Genomic DNA, 18,777 nt, shown 5'->3' with positions numbered 1-18,777 from the left:
GATACGCAAAGCGAAAAAAATAATGCAGGAGATGGGACTTGAACCCACACGATCTTGCGACCACAGGCACCTGAAGCCTGCGCGTCTGCCAATTCCGCCACTCCTGCATTTCTTGTCTTGCGACTCTCATGTGCCGCTCAACAAAACATATATTACCAGATGATTCCGAATCTGTCAACAGCTTTTTTCAAATTTTTTCAAAAAATTTCAAATTTTCTTTTTTGCCCCGAAAAGCCCGCCTTCTGCAGGGCTTTTCGGGAGATCCTGCATCACCTGGACTCCCGGCAGGAAATTGCCGTCAGCAGCGTAAGTCCAAAGAAAATACAGAAATCAGAAACATTGAACACAAGTCTGCGGAATTTCTCCGGTCCAAACCGGAAACTGACATAGTCGGTCACGTAACCTCTCTTATGCCGGTCATACCAGTTCGACATGCCGCCGCCAATCGTAAGCGCAAGCCCTAACTTCTTCGCCTTACACTTACGTCTGCCCGCCAGCGCGCCGAGACGCGCCCACAGTCCGGACAGCAAAAAGAAGGTGAGAATTTCCACCTTCTTCGTGCTGTCCGCGAAGCCGCCGCCCGCTACACCGCGGTTATGGCATTTCCGCAGGACAATATGTCCTTTGCAGACCGGGATCTGCTCATTTTCCTTTAACTGCTCTTCTGCCTTCTTTTTCAGGCGTCCGTCCGCAAGGAAAACAGCTCCCGGCAGCAGAGTCCAGATCATTCCTCTTCTGGTGCCTCTGCTTCTTTTTCCGGCTCTTCTTCCGGTGCTGCTGTTTCGGTTTCTTCTGCTTTTTCTTCCGGCTCTTCGTTGAGAACTTCCTCTGCGGTCTTTTCTTCCTCAGATACTTCCTCCTGGCCTTCCTCTTCCGGTTTTACGTGTACGAACTCTGCATCCTCCGGCTCTTCTTCTTTTTCCGGCATAGCAGCACCGCAACGCATACAGAATGCTGCGTCTTTCGGAACACTTGCACCGCAGGCCGGGCATACGATACGACCTCTCTTGTTTGCCACATCCTCTTTGCAGTCTGCAATCTCTTTTTCCAGATCGGTAATATCTTTGCAGATGCCGGCAAGATTCTCGTCGAATGCTTCGCCGTTCAGATAGCGGTTGTAGATGATCTGTCCGATATCCTGGTAATTCTTCTCGATCTGATCCTCGAGTGCGTGCTGGCGGGTGCGGATTTTCTGAATTTCTACGAATTCATCTGTTTTCTTTCCCACAGTATCCACTGTTTTTTTCAGTGTTTTACTTAAATTTCCAAAAAAATCCTCTGCCATAGTTAAAACCCTCTCTTTCTTATCTCTTATTTCAAGAAAACGCCAGTTTCACATCCGCTCCGCTGTGTTTTCCAGTTACCTTATTTCTGCTCTAACTTTGGAACTTCCTGACCGCGCAGGAGAATCGTCGGCCCGCCGGTCTTTTCAATATAGTCTTTTGTGATGATAACCTCTCCGATGCTGCTGTCCTTTGGAATCTCATACATGATATCCAGCATGAAATCCTCGATGATCGAACGGAGTGCTCTCGCACCGGTATCTTTTTCCAGAGCTTTTCTTGCAATAGAGCGAAGCGCATCATCGTCAAACTCCAGTTTCACCTCGTCGAGTTCGAGCAGTCTCTTATACTGCTTCAGGATCGCATTTTTCGGTTCTTTTAAGATCTCGACCAGCATATCCTCGTTGAGACTCTCCAGCGTAAATACGATCGGCAGACGGCCAAGGAACTCCGGCACCATACCGAAAGTCCGAAGGTCTTCTAAGGTCACCTGTGACAGCAGGTTCTTATCCCCATCGTACTTGTCCTTCAGATCCGCCTGGAAGCCAATGGAAGCTGTCTTGTTCAGACGCTCCTTGATGATGTCCGTCAGATCCGGGAAGGCACCGCCGCAGATAAAGAGAATGTTTCTGGTATTGACGGTCTCGAGCGGAACCATCGCATTTTTGCTGTTGGCTCCCACCGGAACTTCGATGTCGCTGCCCTCGAGGAGCTTCAGCATTCCCTGCTGTACCGCTTCTCCGCTGACGTCTCTCTGGTTTGTATTTTTCTTCTTGGCAATCTTGTCGATCTCGTCGATGAAGATGATACCGTGCTCCGCGCGCTCCACATCGTTGTCTGCGGCCGCTAAAAGCTTGGATACCACGCTTTCAATATCATCACCGATATAACCCGCTTCGGTAAGGGATGTGGCGTCCGTGATGGCAAGCGGCACATCTAAGAGGCGTGCCAGCGTCTGCACCAGATACGTTTTTCCGGAACCGGTCGGTCCGATCATCAGCATGTTGGATTTTTCGATCTCGACATTTCCGTCCTGCGGTGCAAAGACACGTTTGTAATGGTTGTAAACGGCAACCGACATGACTTTCTTTGCACGTTCCTGGCCGATGACGTATTCGTCAAGCATCGCCTTGATCCGGTGCGGCGGCGGAATGTCCTTGATGGAAAATTCTTTTGTTTTCTTCTTTTCTTCTTTTTTCTTTACCCGCTGCCGGTTCGGGATCTGGTTGGAAAGCCCGGAGAGATCGAACATGCCGATGTTCGGCATGTTGTTCATATTGTTCATCATCTCATTGATCTGGCCCGGGTTCTGGTTCATGGTATCAAAGCTCTTCTGCATGCAGTCCGGGCAGATATTGATGTTCCCCGGAAGGGTAATCATCTTTCCGGCTTTGCTTTCCGGTCTGCGGCACATGAAGCAGACTTTTTCATAGGTATCTTCTGTATGATGGTCAGAGCTTTTTGTTTCCGCTTTCGTTTCGTCCGCGGTACCGTCCACTCTGTCTTTCTCTTCTGACATGGTTTTTCAAATTCCTTTCTGTAATAGATCGCTTGGTCTAGCTTGATTATAGCCCAAAAGCCATAGGGTCACAAGTAAAAACTTTCTTAAAAATTACCAACTTTTTTAAGAATTTTACAAATTCAAAAAATTATATCAAAAAATGCAGAAAAAGGCGGACAGCCAGGCGTTCGTGTTCCTGTGCTGTCCGTCTTTTTTCTCTTAGGAAATAGTTATTTTGAGGTTTTATCTGTTGCCAAACGGATTCTGAATACCCTGGTCATTCTGATCGGAGCTTCCGGTTCCATCGTTTGTTGTTCCGTTGCTGCTTCCGCTCGTCTGCGGCATATCTGCTGCAGAGCCAAGGGTCAGCGTCAGTGTCACTTCTTTGTATTCGCCGTTGTCCGCACGCTGTACGGTGACATCTACAGTCTCGCCTGCCGCATAATAGGTCAGTGTCTCTTTTAAGCCTTTGGCGTTCGAGATGCTTCTTCCATCAAATGTGGTGATAACATCACCTTTCTTGAAGCCCGCATCGGCTGCCGGACTGCCGTCTACAACGCTCATGATGCAGACACCGGTCGGAATGCCGTAGTTCTGGGAAACATCTGCGCTGACATCTGCCATATTGATTCCGATATAAGCGGCCTCATCATCGCTGACTTTGTATCTTGTTGTCAGGTTCATCAGGTTCTGCAGAATCGGCTCTGCTTTCGAAATCGGGATCGCAAAGCCCATGCCCTCGACCTGTGTGGAGCTGTATTTTGCTTCGTTGATACCGATCAGCTCACCGTTCATATTCAGAAGGGCGCCGCCGCTGTTTCCAGGGTTGATGGCTGCATCGGTCTGGATCAGTCCTTCGGAGGTAATCGTCTCGCCGGTGCTCTCATCCTGGCTGGAAATCGTACGGTCTTTTGCGCTGACATAACCACTCGTCAGGGACTGGCCGGTTCCCAGCGCATTTCCGATTGCCACAACCTGATCGCCGACCTCAAGATCATCGGAATTTCCCATCACGGCAATTTTAATCTGGCTCTTTGTCTCGTCTTTGATGTCGGAAAGTTTGACAGCGACAACAGCAAGGTCATTGTCCGCATCGGTACCTTTGATCTGGCCCTCTACGGTCTCATCATCGATGAAGCTGACGGAAAGAGAGGTTGCACCGCTGACAACGTGGTTGTTTGTCGCAATCAGAAGCTCATCGTCATTCTGTCCGACAATGACGCCGGTTCCGCTTGCAGGGACTTCCTGGCTTGTGGTTCCGAAGAACGTCTCAACTTCTTCCACTGTTGTCGTTGAGATGGCTACCAGTGACGGCATCGCACTCGATGCAACATCTTTCACGGACATCTCGCCGGTTGCTTTTACGGTATCGGAGGTATCACTGCTGTCCGCTGCCGTTGTTGTGGTGGTCGTCGGAATTGTAACTTCCTGCTTCTGCTCTGTCGCTGTACCGATCACTTTCGTACCGACTGCTGCAGTCCCAATGAAAACACCGCCTGCCACGAGTCCGAAGCACGCTGCCATGGCAAGTGTCATGCCCCATTTTTTTGCGGCTGACATTGGTTTTTTCGCTTTCTTTTTGTGATCCTGCGGCTGCGGAACGGCAGAAAACTGCGGTTTTTCCTGCTTCGGAGCACTCTGTGGCTGTGACTGATACTGATAATGCTCTGTCTTTGCAGAAGATGTCTGCTCTGCCTTTGCCTCCGACGGGTCCGGTTTTCCGGTGTAGGAAGCGCTGTTATTCTCCTCGCCGGTCTTTCCACTGATTTTCGGATTCACCCAGCTGTAGGTTGTCGTTTTCTTTTCTTCCGCCTTCGGCGCTTCTGCGGTTTCCTGCGGTTTTTCCGTCTCTGCCGTGCTCTGCTCTGCTGTCGTTTCTGCTTTTCCTTCTTCTGTATGCTCTGCAGCTTTGGTTTCCTCTGCTGCCTCACCATTTATTTCTTCTTTTTTGAACTCTTCACTCATGGCTGATCCCTCTTTCTCTTTTCTATCTCAGGCACCGATACACAGTGCTTTTATTTCTTTCTTCATTTTCTACTGCTTATTGTACGTTAGAATTGTGTTGAAACTGTGATAATTTTGAAAAAAGAGGAATTTTATGCTGCGGTTTTTTATTCTACCGTAACCGACTTCGCCAGGTTTCTCGGTTTATCCACATCGAGGCCTCTGCCGATCGATACGTAGTAGCCAAAGAGCTGCAGCGGAATGATCGCCAGGGAGTTTGCAAAAATCGAATTTGTCTCCGGCAGGTAAACTACGTAATCGGCTGCTTTTTCCACTTCTGTATTGCCGACGGTCGTTACCGCCATGACAAACGCGCCTCGTGTCTTCACTTCCTGAATATTGCTGATCGTTTTCTTGTAGAGCTCCGGCTGGGTCAGCACGGCTACGACAAGGCGTCCGTCCTCAATCAGGGAAATGGTTCCGTGTTTCAGTTCACCGGCTGCATACGCCTCAGAATGGATATAGGAAATCTCTTTCAGCTTCAGGGAGCCCTCCATCGAGATCGCATAGTCGATACCGCGTCCGATGAAAAAGACGTGTTCTGCCGCAAGATAACGGTTGGCAAAACGCTGTACGTTCTCCTTGTGGGACAGCAGCAGCGAAATCTGCTCCGGCAGGCGCTCGAGACTCTGGATCATCGCATCGAAGTCATTCTGCGAAACGGTTCCGCGTACTTTGGCAAACTTCATCGCCAGAAGATACTGCGCGATAAGCTGTGTGCTGTACGCTTTCGTTGTCGCAACAGCGATCTCCGGACCGGCCCAGGTGTACATGACATTGTCTGCCTCACGTGCAATCGAGCTTCCGACTACGTTTACAATACCAAGGGTACGCACGCCCTTTTCTTTTGCAAGGCGGAGAGCCGCAAGAGTATCAGCCGTCTCACCAGACTGGCTGACGATGACCACAAGCGTATTTTCCGGCAGAATCGGATCACGGTAGCGGAACTCGCTTGCCAGATCTACTTCAACCGGGATTCTTGCCAGCTTTTCGAAGACGTATTTTGCTGTCACACCGGTGTGGTATGCGGAACCGCAGGCAACGATAAAGATTTTGCTGATCGCCCGGATTTCCTCCTCGGTCATGCCGAGTTCTTCGATCACAACGTCACCATTTTTAATGCGCGGAGTCAGCGTATCTTTTACGGCTTTTGGCTGCTCATGCATCTCTTTCAGCATGAAATGCTCATAGCCGCCTTTTTCTGCCGCATTCATATCCCAGTCGATGTGGGTTGCCTCTTTCTCCAGCTCCTCCTCGTCGATGTTGTAGAAATGAAGGCCATCGCGGGTCAGTTTCACGATCTCCTCATTTTCCAGGTAATAGACATCTCTTGTATATTTCAGGACAGCTGGGACATCCGATGCGATCAGATTGCCCTCCGGGCTCGTTCCGACAATCAGCGGGCTGTCTTTGCGGACCGCATAAACCTCATCCGGGTGATCGCGGAACATGATGCCAAGACCATAGGATCCCTCCATGCGGTGCATGACTTTTGAAATAGCATCGAGCGGATCGCCTTTATAATAGTAATCCAGCATATGGGCAATGACCTCGGTGTCGGTCTCAGACAAAAATTCGTATCCCTTTCCGGCGAGTTTTTTCTTCAGTTTCAGATAGTTCTCAATGATGCCGTTGTGTACAACAACGATCGAATGATCGTGGTTAAAGTGCGGATGCGCGTTCAGATCGGACGGAACACCGTGGGTTGCCCATCTGGTGTGGCCGATGCCGACGGTTCCCGGAAGGGTTGCGCCGTCCTGTGTCAGCTCCTCAAGTACTTTCAGGCGTCCTACCGCTTTTTCCATCCGGATTTTTTCTCCGTCATAGACAGCAATTCCGGCCGAGTCGTATCCGCGGTATTCCAGCTTTGCCAGTCCGTCCAGCAGTACCGGGGCAGCCTGGTGAGTTCCAATATATCCAACAATTCCACACATAGATTTTGTCCTCCTAACAGTAAAAGGCGGCACCCTTGTTCTATTTTCAAGTTATGCCGCCTCTTCGCTTCTTGTTCTTTACACTTTTACCACGCTGCCCCGTTCCTTGTCAACCTTATGGAGCATTTCGTATTTACTTACAAAAACTTTCCAATTTTGTTTTTTACTTTCATTTATTTTTGTTTGTGCTTTTTTCTTCTCTTTCCGTGATACTCCCACCACATCCTGTTGGACGTACACCAGCGGATCACGCCGTCTGGAAGACTCTGATAGCGTTTTCCAAGGAAATATCCCACATACTTGAACCCGCTCTGAAAAAACAGTGTCACAAGCAGCCATGGTTTATGAATCCTGCAGACATAAGCCGCCGATTTTTTCACCATGCGGATGCCCTCTCCCTCCGACGGATACGCATCGAAAATCTCCGGGTGCTGTGCCTGGGACACGCCGAGATCAAAATTGCGGTGAAGCTGCGCCATGCAGCCGTAATTGTGGGAATGCACCACTTTTGCATCCGCCGCATAGGCAATTGCATAGCCTGCCTGCACGAGATGGCCCGCATAGATCATATCCTCATTGAACAGCGTGCTCTTCACGAAGCCGCCCAGTTCCTCATACGTTTCGCGGTCATACATTGCGCAGACGTTGGAACAGAAAAATGTTTTGACGCCGAGTTTCGGAAGATCGCCCGCATCCTTGATATCGCTCTCTTCCGGATAATTAAACCCTCTCGTAAACCGCTCAAGCGTACGGCAGTCCTCGCGCGGAAGCTGCCGTGCATACGCCGCTTTCACATGCGGCAGCGAAAATTTTTCCACCAGATGTTCCACGCACTCGTTATCGTACGGCATGGCATCCTGGGTCATAAAAAGCAGAAGGTCCGCATCGGAGCTCTCCGCCATTGCCCTTCTCGTTCCGCCGTGGTCGAACTCACTCGGCTGAATATGCTCCACCATAATCTTGTCTGAAAGCTGCTCCCACGCCGGATTCCAGAACTTTTTCCCCGTATTCACGACCCGGATCGAACGGATCGGGTAAGTCTGTTTTAAAAGGCGGGGCAGAAGTTCTGCGAACTCCTGCCCTGGTTTATACGTTGGTATCATGACATCAACGGTATATTGACTCATCTTGTCGTATTCTCCCTGTATTTTAATCTCCTGCTACCACAGAATCTGTTGCAGCGCCCGGTCCCTGATTCAGTACATACTCAATCATATCATCATCGTAGCCGCTCTTTCTTGCAATATAGTCACTGTACTCTATAACGGCTGCAGATGGATCATAGCTCATTGTCGGATACAGATAAGCGTGCAGTTCCTTTACATTGTGTTCCAGTGTAACCGGAATTACAACATCAACGCCAAGTGCGTTTTCTACATTTTCTCCATAACACAGCTGGAACGGATATGCATAAGATGTTCCCATTTTGTACGTCACCGCATGCATGCCAAGCTCCAGAATCTCGCTTTTGGTAAGGCTGGTGCTGACATTTCCCATCACCTTATCCAGAATTTCCGGAATCTTGGTCGGATTCTGTTTAATCTTCTGTACCATAAGATTGATGACGATTCGCTGACGGCTGGTACGTTTTGCATCGTCACCGCCGCCGTAACGGATCCGCGCATAGGAGGTAGCAAGCGCACCGCTGACATGACGGACTTCGCTGTAATCATCCCAGAGGTCCTCATCATACGGAATCGCTTCATACTCTACGCCCTGTGCTTCCGACACTTCTCTGTTGTAGTTGTTTGCGTGAACACACTCTGCATTTGTCATCTCGATGTCGAGACCGCCCAGGACATCAATCGCATCGGCAAGTGCCTTGAAGTTTACGGTGACATAATCCGTCAGTGCAAGATCCAGATTGGTATTCAGCATGGAAAGCATACTCTCCGGGCCGTCGCGGTTATAGGCGGAATTGGCTTTGTCAAACTCATAATATTCGTCGGTATATTTCGCCATATTCATCCAGGTGTCACGCATAATCGACACCATACGGATTTCCTGTTTGTCGTGATCAATGCAGCACAGGATAATGGTGTCACTGTTCATACTCTCTGCCAGCTCGGAGCCTTTCACACCTCTGGCATCCACGCCGACCAGCGCAATGACCTGTGTACCGGACATCTGCGAAAGATCGGTATTTGCCTCGACCTCACTGTTGATCTGAATCTGAGAGGTATCCAGCGTGTCCTGGTTCATCTGATCCATAGAACGGTTGATCCACGCATAAACAAAAAGAATCCCGGAAAGGATCAGCAATACCGCGATCTCCACTCCAAAAATAATTTTTCTCCGGCGCATCTTTTTATATTTTCTGCTCTTTTTGTAATTCTTCTTCGACATCTTTTTTCCCCTTATCTTTTAGTAAGCGTTTTTGTTCACAAATCCTTTGAAAAAGGTCAGAAACAGGATTTTAAAGTCAAGTCCCAGTGTCCAGTTTTCAATATAATACAGGTCACAGTCAATACGCTTTCGGATGGAAGTATCCCCCCGGTATCCATTCACCTGTGCCCATCCCGTAAGACCGGGACGCACTTGATGTTTTACCATATAACGCGGGATCTCCTCCCGGAATTTTTCCACAAAGAAAGGTCGCTCCGGCCGCGGTCCGACCAGGCTCATATCACCTTTTAAGATGTTGAAGAGCTGCGGAAGCTCGTCGATACTGGTATGACGCATGAATTTTCCAAATCCCGTTACACGCGGGTCATTTTTCACAGTCCATGCCTTCTTTTCTTTCTCCTCCGTCTGAACTTCCATCGAACGGAACTTGTACATTTCAAACGGTTTGTTGTGCAGCCCGACACGTGTCTGCCGGTAGATCAGCGGACCCGGTGAGGTCAGTTTGATCATAAGGCACGAAAACAGCATCACCGGCGAGAACAGAACAATCGCCACGAGTGCGCCGAAAATATCCACAATCCGTTTCAGCATCGCGTTGAACGTATTGGAAAGCGGAACATAGCGGATATTAACAACCGGAAGTCCCTGCAGGTCTTCGGTATACGGCTTTGTCGGAATGATGTTGTGGTAATCCGGTACAAACTGGGTATGTACACCGGATTTTTCACACATGGCAACGATCTCTTCCAGGCGGAAGTATTCGTTCAGCCCAAGGGTAATGGCAATTTCATCCAGTTTGTTTTCCGGCAGAATGACCGAAAGATTATTGATTCTTCCAAGGACCTTGACGCCGCGGTACATCGTTCCCGCTTTGACATGGTCGTCGAGGATTCCGCGGACCAGATACCCCCACTCCGGGTTTGCAATGATCCGGTCGATGTATTCCTCGGTCGCACGGCTGTAGCCGACCATCAGAATCTGTTTCTGGTTGCGGCCATGCTTCCACATATTACTTAAGATATAGTGGATCAGATTTCTTACGATGGTTTCCAGCGTTACATTCAGCACAAAGAAGATGCAGAGCATACCACGGGAAAAATGGATCTGGCGCACCATGTAAAGACTTGCCAGCCAGACCAGAAATCCGACCGTATTCGCTTTTAAAATATTGGCAAATTCCAGGCGTCTTCCCTGAAAACGCTTGGATGCATAGAGATTGAATGCATAGTAGAGCAGCAGATAGCCGGGTACGATATAGAGCAATGCCATCATATACGTCGCCGGCGGCAGAATTCCCCTCTCAGGATGATTGTTCATAACGCCGAGCCGCACATAGCAGTACCAGGACAGTACGTAGGAAAGTGCAAGCACCAGGGCATCGATCAGAACGTGCATCCGGTCAAAATATTTCTGATTATCGTTAATCAAATTCGTTCACCTTATCTGTTTTTTTCGGGATTTAAAAATTCCCTACCCCTAACTATACAATAAGTTCCAAAAAAGAGCAATCATATTTTTCTAACATTCTTCTTATTTCCGTAAACTTTTTAACTTTTTCGTAATTTTTTGAAAGAATCCTTATGCCCTCTCCAGAAATCTCCGGAACACATTGATAAAAAGCTCCCCTTCGATGACAAAATACGTGCCGAGGCGCTTCCACTCGAAACGGATCTTTTTTGCTCTGTTTTCCGGCTTCCGGCAGATGGAAAAACCATTCTTGATTCCTGCCAGATATTCTTTTCCGTATCCCTTCGATGCAAAAAAGACCAGTTTTGCCGAAAAACCGAGGATAAAGGCCGGCAGGTTAAGCAAAATCTGTAAAACCGGCATATTTTTATAGATCAGATAAATATTGTTCCTGGAAGAATAACGGATTTTAAAGAGGTTATACCGGGAGCCGCTCGTTCCGCTTCCGACGTGGTAAACCTTCGCGGACGGCTCATACCAGTTCTCGTAGCCCAAAAGCCGCGCACGATAGCCGATGTCGGTATCTTCCAGATAAGCGAAATGTTCTTCGTCAAAAAGTCCGGTCTTTTCCAGAAATTCCCGGCGGTAGATCGCTGCTCCGGCGCAGGCCGCAAAAATCCGGTCGGACGTTTCAAATTCACTGACCGGTTTTCCTTTTCCTCTTGCGAATGCCCATCCCAGCATATTATAGTAATTTCCCGCATCGTCGATTTTATCACGCTCCTGATAGGAAATCAGCTTTGCACTGCATGCAAACGCATTCTTTCTTTTACAGATTCCCTCATAAAGGCGCTCGACAAAGTCCGGGAACACTTCGGTGTCGTTGTTTAAAAGGATCACATACGGCTCCTTCGATCGGCGGATGCCTTCGTTGACCGCACGGCTGAAGCCATAGTTATCATCGAGCTGGATGATTTTCGTCTCCGGGTAGTGTTCCCGCAGAAACGCACAGCTCTCATCCTGTGAACCATTGTCCACGAAATATGTGGTAAATTCCGTAAAGGTCTGCTTTGCAAGCGCTGCAAAGCACGTCTCCAGATACCGGTATCCATTATAATTTGGTATTACAACTGCTACTTTGTCCATGGTTTTACTCCCCTGCCGTCGGCACGCAGTCCATAGTTCCACGATGCCAGCGTTAAATTTGGATTGTAGCAGGGATCTCCTGCCTTTAACAGCCCAATCCAGCGGCTGCGCATAAATTCGATTTCCGACTGGAAGCGGCGCACCTTCTTCTCGTCATCCTCTGCTCCCCTGGATTTCGATTCATAATGGTACAGCTCCACGTGCGGATTGTATACAATTTTATAACCTGCTTTTCCAATGCGCAGGCACAGATCAACATCATTGAAAGCGACGGACAGTTCTTCTTCAAAGCCTCCGACCTCCTCAAAGACCTCTTTTTTCATCATCATGCACGCTGCTGTCACCGCACTCACATTCATCTGGAGCGATGCCTTATGCAGGTAGCCGCTTCTTCCGCGCGCCAGTCCTAAAAAGGCGTGGCCCGCAATGCCGCCGATACCGATGATGATACCGGCATGCTGCACCGTGTTGTCCGGGTAATACAGCTTCGCGCCGACCGCCCCGATCTGCGGTCTCTGCAGATTGGACACCATCTTTTCCATAAAATCGGGTGTGATGATTTCCATATCGTTATTGAGAAACAGGAGATACTCTCCCTTTGCCTCTTTGACGCCGAAATTATTGATCGCAGAATAGTTAAAGCCCTGTTTTGGATACTTCAGGACACGGATGCCCTGTGCTTCGAGTTCTTTGTAATAGGAAAACGTTGCTTCCTCAGTGCTGTTGTTCTCAATAATCAGAATCTCATAGGATGGATACATGCACTTCTTCTTAATGGATTCCAGACAGGTGTGTAACGTATCGGCCTGATCCTTGTTCGGGATCAGAATCGAAACCAGAGGCGTTCCCCGCAGTTTATAATCCACATCATAGAAACCATAATCCGAACGCAGTGTGACGGTTCCCTCTTCGCCGCAGCGCGCAAGGTTTCCCTCAATTGCCTTTTTTCCGGCCTCATACGCGTACAGCTTGCTTGCCGGATTGTCTGCGGTGGAAGCGCTGTGGACCCTCCAGTGATATAAAACTCTCGGAATGTGTACAATTTTTCCCGCCATTTCCGTGCAGCGGAAGATATAATCATAATCCTGCGCCCCATTGTATTCCGGACGAAGGCCGCCGGTTTTCTCCGCAATCTCCCGCCGTACAACGAAGAAATGGCAGATATAATTGTTTGACCGCAGCAGATCCAGATTGAAATCTGGTTTGAAATGCGGCTGGAAATATTCGGACAGATCGGTCCGCACCTTATCCTCATCGGTATAGAAAACATCGATGGACGGATCTTTTTCCAGACGGATGGCAATTTCAAAGAGCGCATCCGGCGCAAGCAGATCGTCGTGATCCATAAAACCGACGAAATCTCCCGCTGCTGCGGCAAGCGCTGCATTTGTATTCTCTGCAATGCCGATATTTTCCGGAATCGGAACGTTCTTTACGCGCGGGTCTTTTCCGGTATACTCTTCCAGGATGCGCGCCATCGTCTCATCCTCCGGGCTGGCATTTCCGATCACCAGCTCCCAGTTTTCATAACTCTGTTTTTCCAGGGACTCGATCATCTGACGCAGAAAAATTTCCGGTGTACGGTAAGCCGGAACAACAACGCTGATCTTTGGACAATAAGAAAATTTATGATTTTTCTGACGCGCCAGGTCCTCCTCTTTTGCGCAGTACTGCTCCCGCCACGGTCCGTACGGAACCTCCTCCGGCTCCATCCGCTCCGAAAGACGGATCAGGAATTCCTTTGGGCCATAATGTTTCAGGTAACGCAGTCCCTTCTGTATGTTGTAAGGTTTCAATTTCCGTATAAAACGGAGCCATTTCATATTTGACACTTTTTTAACTCCTTGCGGTTTTTCCATTTTTTCCGTGTGAACTTGATCGCATTATACCCTATTTTAATGTAATTTGCAAATACCGACTGAAAATATTAAGAATTTATGTATTTCTTCCCCATCGGGTTTATGCTATAATAAAGAAAGTGTGTCTTATATGTTTTAGAAAGATCCGCCCGCCGGATAACAGCACTGGCCTGCCGGATCAGAAGGAGTGATTATGTACAGAAAATCCCATGCAGTGCGCACGTTCCTGTGTCTGCTGCTCACGTTTGTTTTTGTTACTGTCTTTTCAACGCAACCGCTTCTCGCCGCTTCGGATCAAAAAACTTCCGTTGCCTGGCCGGAGGCCCCCCTTACCAATTCCGGTGCAGCCTGTCTGATGGATGCCGACACTGGTGCGATTCTTTTCGATGCCAACATGGACGAGCAGCGCTATCCTGCGAGCATCACAAAAGTCATGACCGCACTGCTTGTCGCCGAAAACAGACAGCCGACCGATACGGTTACCTTCGGAGAGCAGGCCGTCAGCGAATCGATCCCGGGAAATGCCCGGATTGATGTTCAGCTCGGCGAAACCATCACGGTGGAGGATGCGCTCCATGCCGTTCTTCTTGCCTCTGCCAACGAGGTCTGCACACAGCTTGCCATCGACATCGCCGGCAGCGTGGAGGCGTTTGCTGATATGATGAATGAACGCGCCGCTGCACTTGGCTGCACGAACACGCATTTTACCAATCCAAACGGTCTGCCGGATCCGAATCATTATACCACTGCCCACGACATGGCACTGATTATGCAGGAAGCGATCAAAAACGAGACCTTCCTCCGCGTTGAATCTGACCTGTCCTATACCATTCAGCCGACCAATATGACTGCATCCCCGCGTCAGCTTCAGAATCATCATGTGATGCTGTTTCAGGATGATCCTACCTATGGCTATCAGGGTGCTTTCGCCGGAAAGACCGGTTATACCGATGAAGCGCACAATACGCTGGTTACCGCCGCAAAAAGAAATAACGTTACTTTGATCTGCGTCGTTCTGACCTGCGACAACCTTGATTATATTACCGACACCCGTTCTCTGTTTGATTACGGTTTTAACAATTTTACACACTATACCTTAAAAGACACCAAAAAGGAATCTCTTTCCGGAACCATATCGCTTCCGAAGGATGCCAAACTCAAAAGTGCCACCTACACAGACCCGGATGATGCTGCCGATCAGGAAACCTTTACCCGCCAGTATCTTTACGACGGCCACCCGATCGGAACCGCAGAGGTTTCTGTAAAAAGCGGCTCCTCCGCTGACAGTTCCTCCTCTTCTGTTTCCTCTTCTTCTGAAGAAGATCCAACCGGAATTGTAACACCGGAAGCGGACAGCAGCGATGGTTTCTCCACAGGCTCCCTCTCCTCTCCGCTTTACATTCTGATCGGTCTGAATGCCGTTGCTATTCTGATTCTGATCATTGCAGTAATCCAGCGAAACAAAAAGAGACGGAGACGCAGAAAAAAACGCAGAAAATAAAGATCTTGAATTATAAAACCCCGGATTCCACACGAATCCGGGGTTTTATAATTCAGCCTGAATTTTTCAATTTATCTTTCTTTTTCTTCTAACTGACGAATTCTTTTTTCCAGAATTCCCACTTCCTGTATCAAAGTCTTATTCTGAACGGAAAGTTTTGATAATGCCACCGTCAGATTCAGCACAATTCCCATCAAAAAGCAAAATCCTAAAATAAACAGCATATTCGATGGCAGTTCCACGCCAACCCATGCTGTTACATGGGAAAGAATACCAGGAAAGACATCTACAACCATCAAAAACACCAATGTCAGGAACCAGGAAAGCGCATATTTAATTTCCAGGTATCTTTTTCGGATCATATGAACAACTGCAATCATAAACAGCAGCAGGACAATTCCGAATACAATCTGTAACCGAACTTGCATAGTTTCCTCCTTGTTGTCTTTTTCTTTTTCATCGTACGTTTATCGTATTTTTTCCATCAGAATCGCAAGTGTAACTTTAATCATGTAATAAACCGATTTCATCGGAGAAATCGACGAAACACCTCCGGCTCTCTCCCGCATGATAACAGGCACTTCCTCTACTCTTTTCCGTTCCTTCAGGATTGTCACAACACTCTCTGGTTCTGGATAGTCTTTTGGGTAACAGGACGCATACTGCTGGATTACGGAACGATTTACCATACGAAGACCAGATGTCGGGTCCGTAATCGTTTTTCCCGTCAGAAGGTGAATCAACCAGGTAAAATACCGGATTCCTACACGGCGGAGTCCTGATGACTGAAAGCCCTCTTTCGTGATAAAGCGGGATCCGATGACCATATCGGCATTTTCTTTTTCCAGATACGTCAGCATCATTTCCAGAAACTTCGGATCATGCTGTCCGTCGCCGTCCACCTGCACAGCTGTTTCATAACCATTCTTCCATGCATACCGGTATCCCGTCTGGACCGCCCCTCCAATTCCAAGATTAACCGGCAGATTGATGACGTTGTATTTCTTTTCTTTACAGATCTTTCCGGTATTATCTTTTGAGCAGTCATTGACCACAATATAATCAAAACTCGGCGCATTTGCTTTGATGTCTTCTACCGTCTTTTCAATACTCTCCTGCTCATTGTATGCAGGAATAATAATCAGATTTTTCATTTTTTCTCCAATTCGTTTGATTTTTCACTTGTGGAATAGATTCTGACCAGGATCTTCGCCAGAAATTTCGGCCAAAATTTACAGAACATCTGATAATCCTCTGCTTTTCGAGCAGAATCCCCGAGAATAATGGAGGTTTCTGATCCTGCATGAATCCGGTGATGCATCAGAATTTCCTTGCTGTATACAAACGAACCTTTTTCTCTGGAGAGTTTTTCCCACGCCTCCCAGTCTTCGCAGCTTCGAAATCCTGCCTGGAAAACCGGAAGCTTCAGGTTGTTCTTCGCATACGTTACGGACGGACAGCAGATCGGTGCTCCCAGGGATAAAATTCTTCTGCGGACAAAAATGCTATTCCAAAGTCCTGACAGTTCCAGCGGTTTCAGCATCAGGCGCTTTACTTTCAGAAGTTTGTTTTCATCTACCTTTTTTCCTTCGCGCAGTTCTCCATAATTAGAGAAAAAAATAAGCGGCTGCTTTGCCCGGTTGACCTCGCGCAGCATCGTCTCTACATACTGCGGCTCATACGTATCATCCTGGTGTGCAATTGTGACAAGGCTTGTCTTGGCACATTCCATGCCAAAATTCCAGTCCTGCGTAATTCCTTTTTCTTTTGTGTTGATGTAAAACGGGATTTCATATTTATCTGCCAGAGATTGTATCAGCGAATTCGGTGTTGATGTAACAAGAATAATATTAGACCGTATGCTTTGTTTTTTCAGAGACATGATGCACTCCTCAAGAAACGGACTTTCCTTGTAGGCACAAATAACAAATGTATGATCTGATCCTTTATACTGCATAAAAACTACCCTCACATTATTTTTCTCATATTGACTCTTTGCATACTTTAACGTATTTTTCTGTTTTTGTCAAGAATCCCCGTATTTCCAAACAATAGAAATGGAGGGAGGTTTCCTATTTTCCTCCCTCCTGATTTATGCTCTCTCAGATGCAGAACATACGAAAAATCTGCCAGATCGTAACACCCGAAACCAGCATGCCTGCTCCTAACACAAACCGATTATACTGTCTGTTCGATGCCTTTACTTCAACAAAATTATTGCTGCAAACCAGATACAGCATCCACAGTAATGGTCTGTAGTATCTTCCCTGAACTCCGCCTATGCTGGTACTTCCCGGCGCATTAAACGCAACGTACAGCGCCGTCCAGATAAGCACCACTGACATTCCAAGGAAAATTAAGATTCCCGTTTTCTGTTTCCAGTTTATCTTCTTGTTCAGTTTTTCTGTATAGTCTGTTGCAATCAGAAATACCACCAGAATTGGAATAAGATACTGAAACGGTGCCGGCTCCAGATGGCCTAAGAGTCTGTAACATGCTTCTGCAAAAGCAAAATCCGTCAAATTGGTCCAAATATTCTTTAATACAACCCCTGCATATGCAAACGGATGTGTCAAAATCAGACTCATTTGCTGTCCGGAATCCACATTTGCTCCTCCTCTTACGTCTTCCATCGCACTCGGGTTTAACATCTGCGGGATAACAAACGATGCCAGCAAAAGCAGGAACACAATACCTGCCACTACCATCATCTGATTTCTCTTTTTCTTATTTTCATATCGTTTTGCCGGAATTAATGTCTGGATCAGAGCTACCGGTGCATAAATCGCTTTCGGCAGACATCCAATGATCAGAAATGCGTTCGCAAGAAGCATCCGTTTCATATTTACATTTTCTTCTTCATCCAGCCATTCCCTCATCATAATCGCAAATGCCAGCGAAATAAAGCAGAAAACAACCGTATCATACGTGTAAGTCACAGCCAGAAAAAGCGATGTTGGGGTAAGCGAAATAAAAGTTAATATTCTTTTTCCCATCGGAATGATTCTGATCGCAAAAAACATAACGAAAACATAAACCAGCAATTCTGCAAATCTTCCAGCCAGAAAAATGCAGTCAAACGGCATTCCCATCGCCCGTGCAATTTTCATTGCCAGCGCCTGCGGCACCAGTCCCGGCGTGTATACTCCACAGAGTTTGCCTTTTACTGTTACAGCATGATCGCCATCTTTATAATAATAATTCATAAGTCCATTCAGATTCTGCTTTTCCTCATAAGACTGCGGCTGAAAATATGGGTAGTTATAAAAAGTATCTACACGGAACTGACCTGCTATTTCGCTTGAAACCTTTTCTTCCCCCGGATATAAAGACATCTCATACGCCCGTTTGAAATGTGTTTCTTCGTCCCATCCAATTTTATTTGTCGGGATAGAAATCACAAAAACAATTCCAAGAGCTAATGCTATAACAGCAAATCCATACTCTATTTCTTTTCCTATTTTTTTTCTGAAAATAACGAGCAGACAGATTCCCAGAATCAGAATATTACTGCTGAAAATTCTATATTTATTCATCTCAAACGGATTGCCTGCTTCTATGTTTCTGATAAGGATTCCGCTTCCAATATTTGACAAAGAGATCTGAAGCCACTTTGCCTTTTTTCCAACATTCACAACAGATCTGGTCAGCAAAATCGGATTTCTGTCCTCTATTGTTACGGTTTCTTCCTTTCCCATCGAATTATCGTATCCGACCGTAATCTTGGCATCAACTAAATCTTTGGTATCGAAATCATAGATAAACTTTTTAAGATATTCACCATTTAACTCACATC

The 18,777-nt window shown here is 47.3% G+C and carries 15 protein-coding genes and 1 tRNA gene; 1 reads left to right on the top strand and 15 read right to left on the bottom strand.

Features of this window, described 5'->3' with window-relative positions; translation table 11 throughout:
- Positions 1–23: 23 nt before the first annotated feature.
- The 11 genes from ACY2VT_RS06325 to ACY2VT_RS06275 form a co-directional block, all read right to left on the bottom strand.
- Positions 24–107 (bottom strand) — tRNA-Leu (locus tag ACY2VT_RS06325).
- Positions 108–269: 162 nt separating this feature from the next.
- Positions 270–728 carry a signal peptidase II gene (locus tag ACY2VT_RS06320; RefSeq protein WP_055227548.1) on the bottom strand — a complete coding sequence of 153 codons (459 nt, stop codon included), beginning with the start codon at positions 726–728 and terminating at the stop codon, positions 270–272.
- On the bottom strand, positions 725–1,285 hold the full coding sequence (locus ACY2VT_RS06315) for a zinc-ribbon domain-containing protein (RefSeq protein ID WP_461879300.1): 561 nt from the start codon (positions 1,283–1,285) through the stop codon (positions 725–727). Before ACY2VT_RS06315 ends, ACY2VT_RS06320 begins: the two co-directional genes overlap by 4 nt.
- 80 nt (positions 1,286–1,365) lie before the next feature.
- The gene (gene clpX / locus ACY2VT_RS06310) at positions 1,366–2,802 is read right to left on the bottom strand and encodes an ATP-dependent Clp protease ATP-binding subunit ClpX (protein ID WP_055227551.1); all 1,437 of its coding nucleotides are present in this window, start codon (positions 2,800–2,802) and stop codon (positions 1,366–1,368) included.
- Between the two features lie 225 nt (positions 2,803–3,027).
- Positions 3,028–4,749, bottom strand: coding sequence for a S1C family serine protease (locus tag ACY2VT_RS06305; RefSeq protein ID WP_461879299.1), 1,722 nt, complete (start codon positions 4,747–4,749; stop codon positions 3,028–3,030).
- Positions 4,750–4,895: 146 nt separating this feature from the next.
- Entirely contained in the window at positions 4,896–6,722 is a 1,827-nt protein-coding gene (gene glmS / locus ACY2VT_RS06300) for a glutamine--fructose-6-phosphate transaminase (isomerizing) (protein WP_461879298.1), read from the bottom strand.
- A 173-nt stretch (positions 6,723–6,895) separates the two neighbouring features.
- A complete protein-coding gene (locus tag ACY2VT_RS06295; RefSeq protein ID WP_461879297.1) occupies positions 6,896–7,849 on the bottom strand; it encodes a glycosyltransferase family 2 protein in 954 nt (317 codons plus the stop codon).
- 22 nt (positions 7,850–7,871) lie between these two features.
- A complete protein-coding gene (locus tag ACY2VT_RS06290) occupies positions 7,872–9,068 on the bottom strand; it encodes an LCP family protein (protein ID WP_461879296.1) in 1,197 nt (398 codons plus the stop codon).
- Positions 9,069–9,086: 18 nt separating this feature from the next.
- A complete protein-coding gene (locus ACY2VT_RS06285) occupies positions 9,087–10,496 on the bottom strand; it encodes an undecaprenyl-phosphate glucose phosphotransferase (RefSeq protein WP_461879295.1) in 1,410 nt (469 codons plus the stop codon).
- Positions 10,497–10,646: 150 nt separating this feature from the next.
- On the bottom strand, positions 10,647–11,621 hold the full coding sequence (locus ACY2VT_RS06280) for a glycosyltransferase family 2 protein (RefSeq protein WP_461879294.1): 975 nt from the start codon (positions 11,619–11,621) through the stop codon (positions 10,647–10,649).
- Positions 11,609–13,480: a glycosyltransferase family 2 protein gene (locus ACY2VT_RS06275; RefSeq protein WP_461879293.1), complete on the bottom strand. Its 1,872-nt coding sequence runs from the start codon at positions 13,478–13,480 to the stop codon at positions 11,609–11,611. The genes ACY2VT_RS06280 and ACY2VT_RS06275 overlap by 13 nt, the downstream gene beginning before the upstream one ends.
- Positions 13,481–13,673: 193 nt before the next feature.
- Here ACY2VT_RS06275 and ACY2VT_RS06270 point away from each other — a divergent pair, with 193 nt between their 5' ends.
- Positions 13,674–14,981 carry a D-alanyl-D-alanine carboxypeptidase family protein gene (locus ACY2VT_RS06270; RefSeq protein ID WP_461879292.1) on the top strand — a complete coding sequence of 436 codons (1,308 nt, stop codon included), beginning with the start codon at positions 13,674–13,676 and terminating at the stop codon, positions 14,979–14,981.
- A 71-nt stretch (positions 14,982–15,052) separates the two neighbouring features.
- Here ACY2VT_RS06270 and ACY2VT_RS06265 read toward each other — a convergent pair whose 3' ends face one another.
- The 4 genes from ACY2VT_RS06265 to ACY2VT_RS06250 all read right to left on the bottom strand — a co-directional run bounded on the left by ACY2VT_RS06265 (position 15,053) and on the right by ACY2VT_RS06250 (position 18,517).
- A complete protein-coding gene (locus ACY2VT_RS06265) occupies positions 15,053–15,409 on the bottom strand; it encodes a DUF2304 domain-containing protein (RefSeq protein WP_461879291.1) in 357 nt (118 codons plus the stop codon).
- 39 nt (positions 15,410–15,448) lie between these two features.
- Positions 15,449–16,135, bottom strand: coding sequence for a glycosyltransferase family 2 protein (locus ACY2VT_RS06260; protein ID WP_461873259.1), 687 nt, complete (start codon positions 16,133–16,135; stop codon positions 15,449–15,451).
- Complete coding sequence (locus ACY2VT_RS06255; protein WP_461879290.1) at positions 16,132–16,938, bottom strand: glycosyltransferase family 2 protein; 807 nt, start codon at positions 16,936–16,938, stop codon at positions 16,132–16,134. Before ACY2VT_RS06255 ends, ACY2VT_RS06260 begins: the two co-directional genes overlap by 4 nt.
- Before the next feature lie 145 nt (positions 16,939–17,083).
- Positions 17,084–18,517 carry a DUF2142 domain-containing protein gene (locus ACY2VT_RS06250; RefSeq protein WP_461879289.1) on the bottom strand — a complete coding sequence of 478 codons (1,434 nt, stop codon included), beginning with the start codon at positions 18,515–18,517 and terminating at the stop codon, positions 17,084–17,086.
- Positions 18,518–18,777: the final 260 nt, after the last annotated feature.

Source organism: Fusicatenibacter sp., assembly GCF_050872605.1.
In the GTDB taxonomy this organism is placed as follows: Bacteria; Bacillota; Clostridia; order Lachnospirales; family Lachnospiraceae; genus Fusicatenibacter.
The sequence above is the reverse complement of the archived record's forward strand: the minus strand, read 5'-3'. Positions and strand labels throughout refer to the sequence as shown.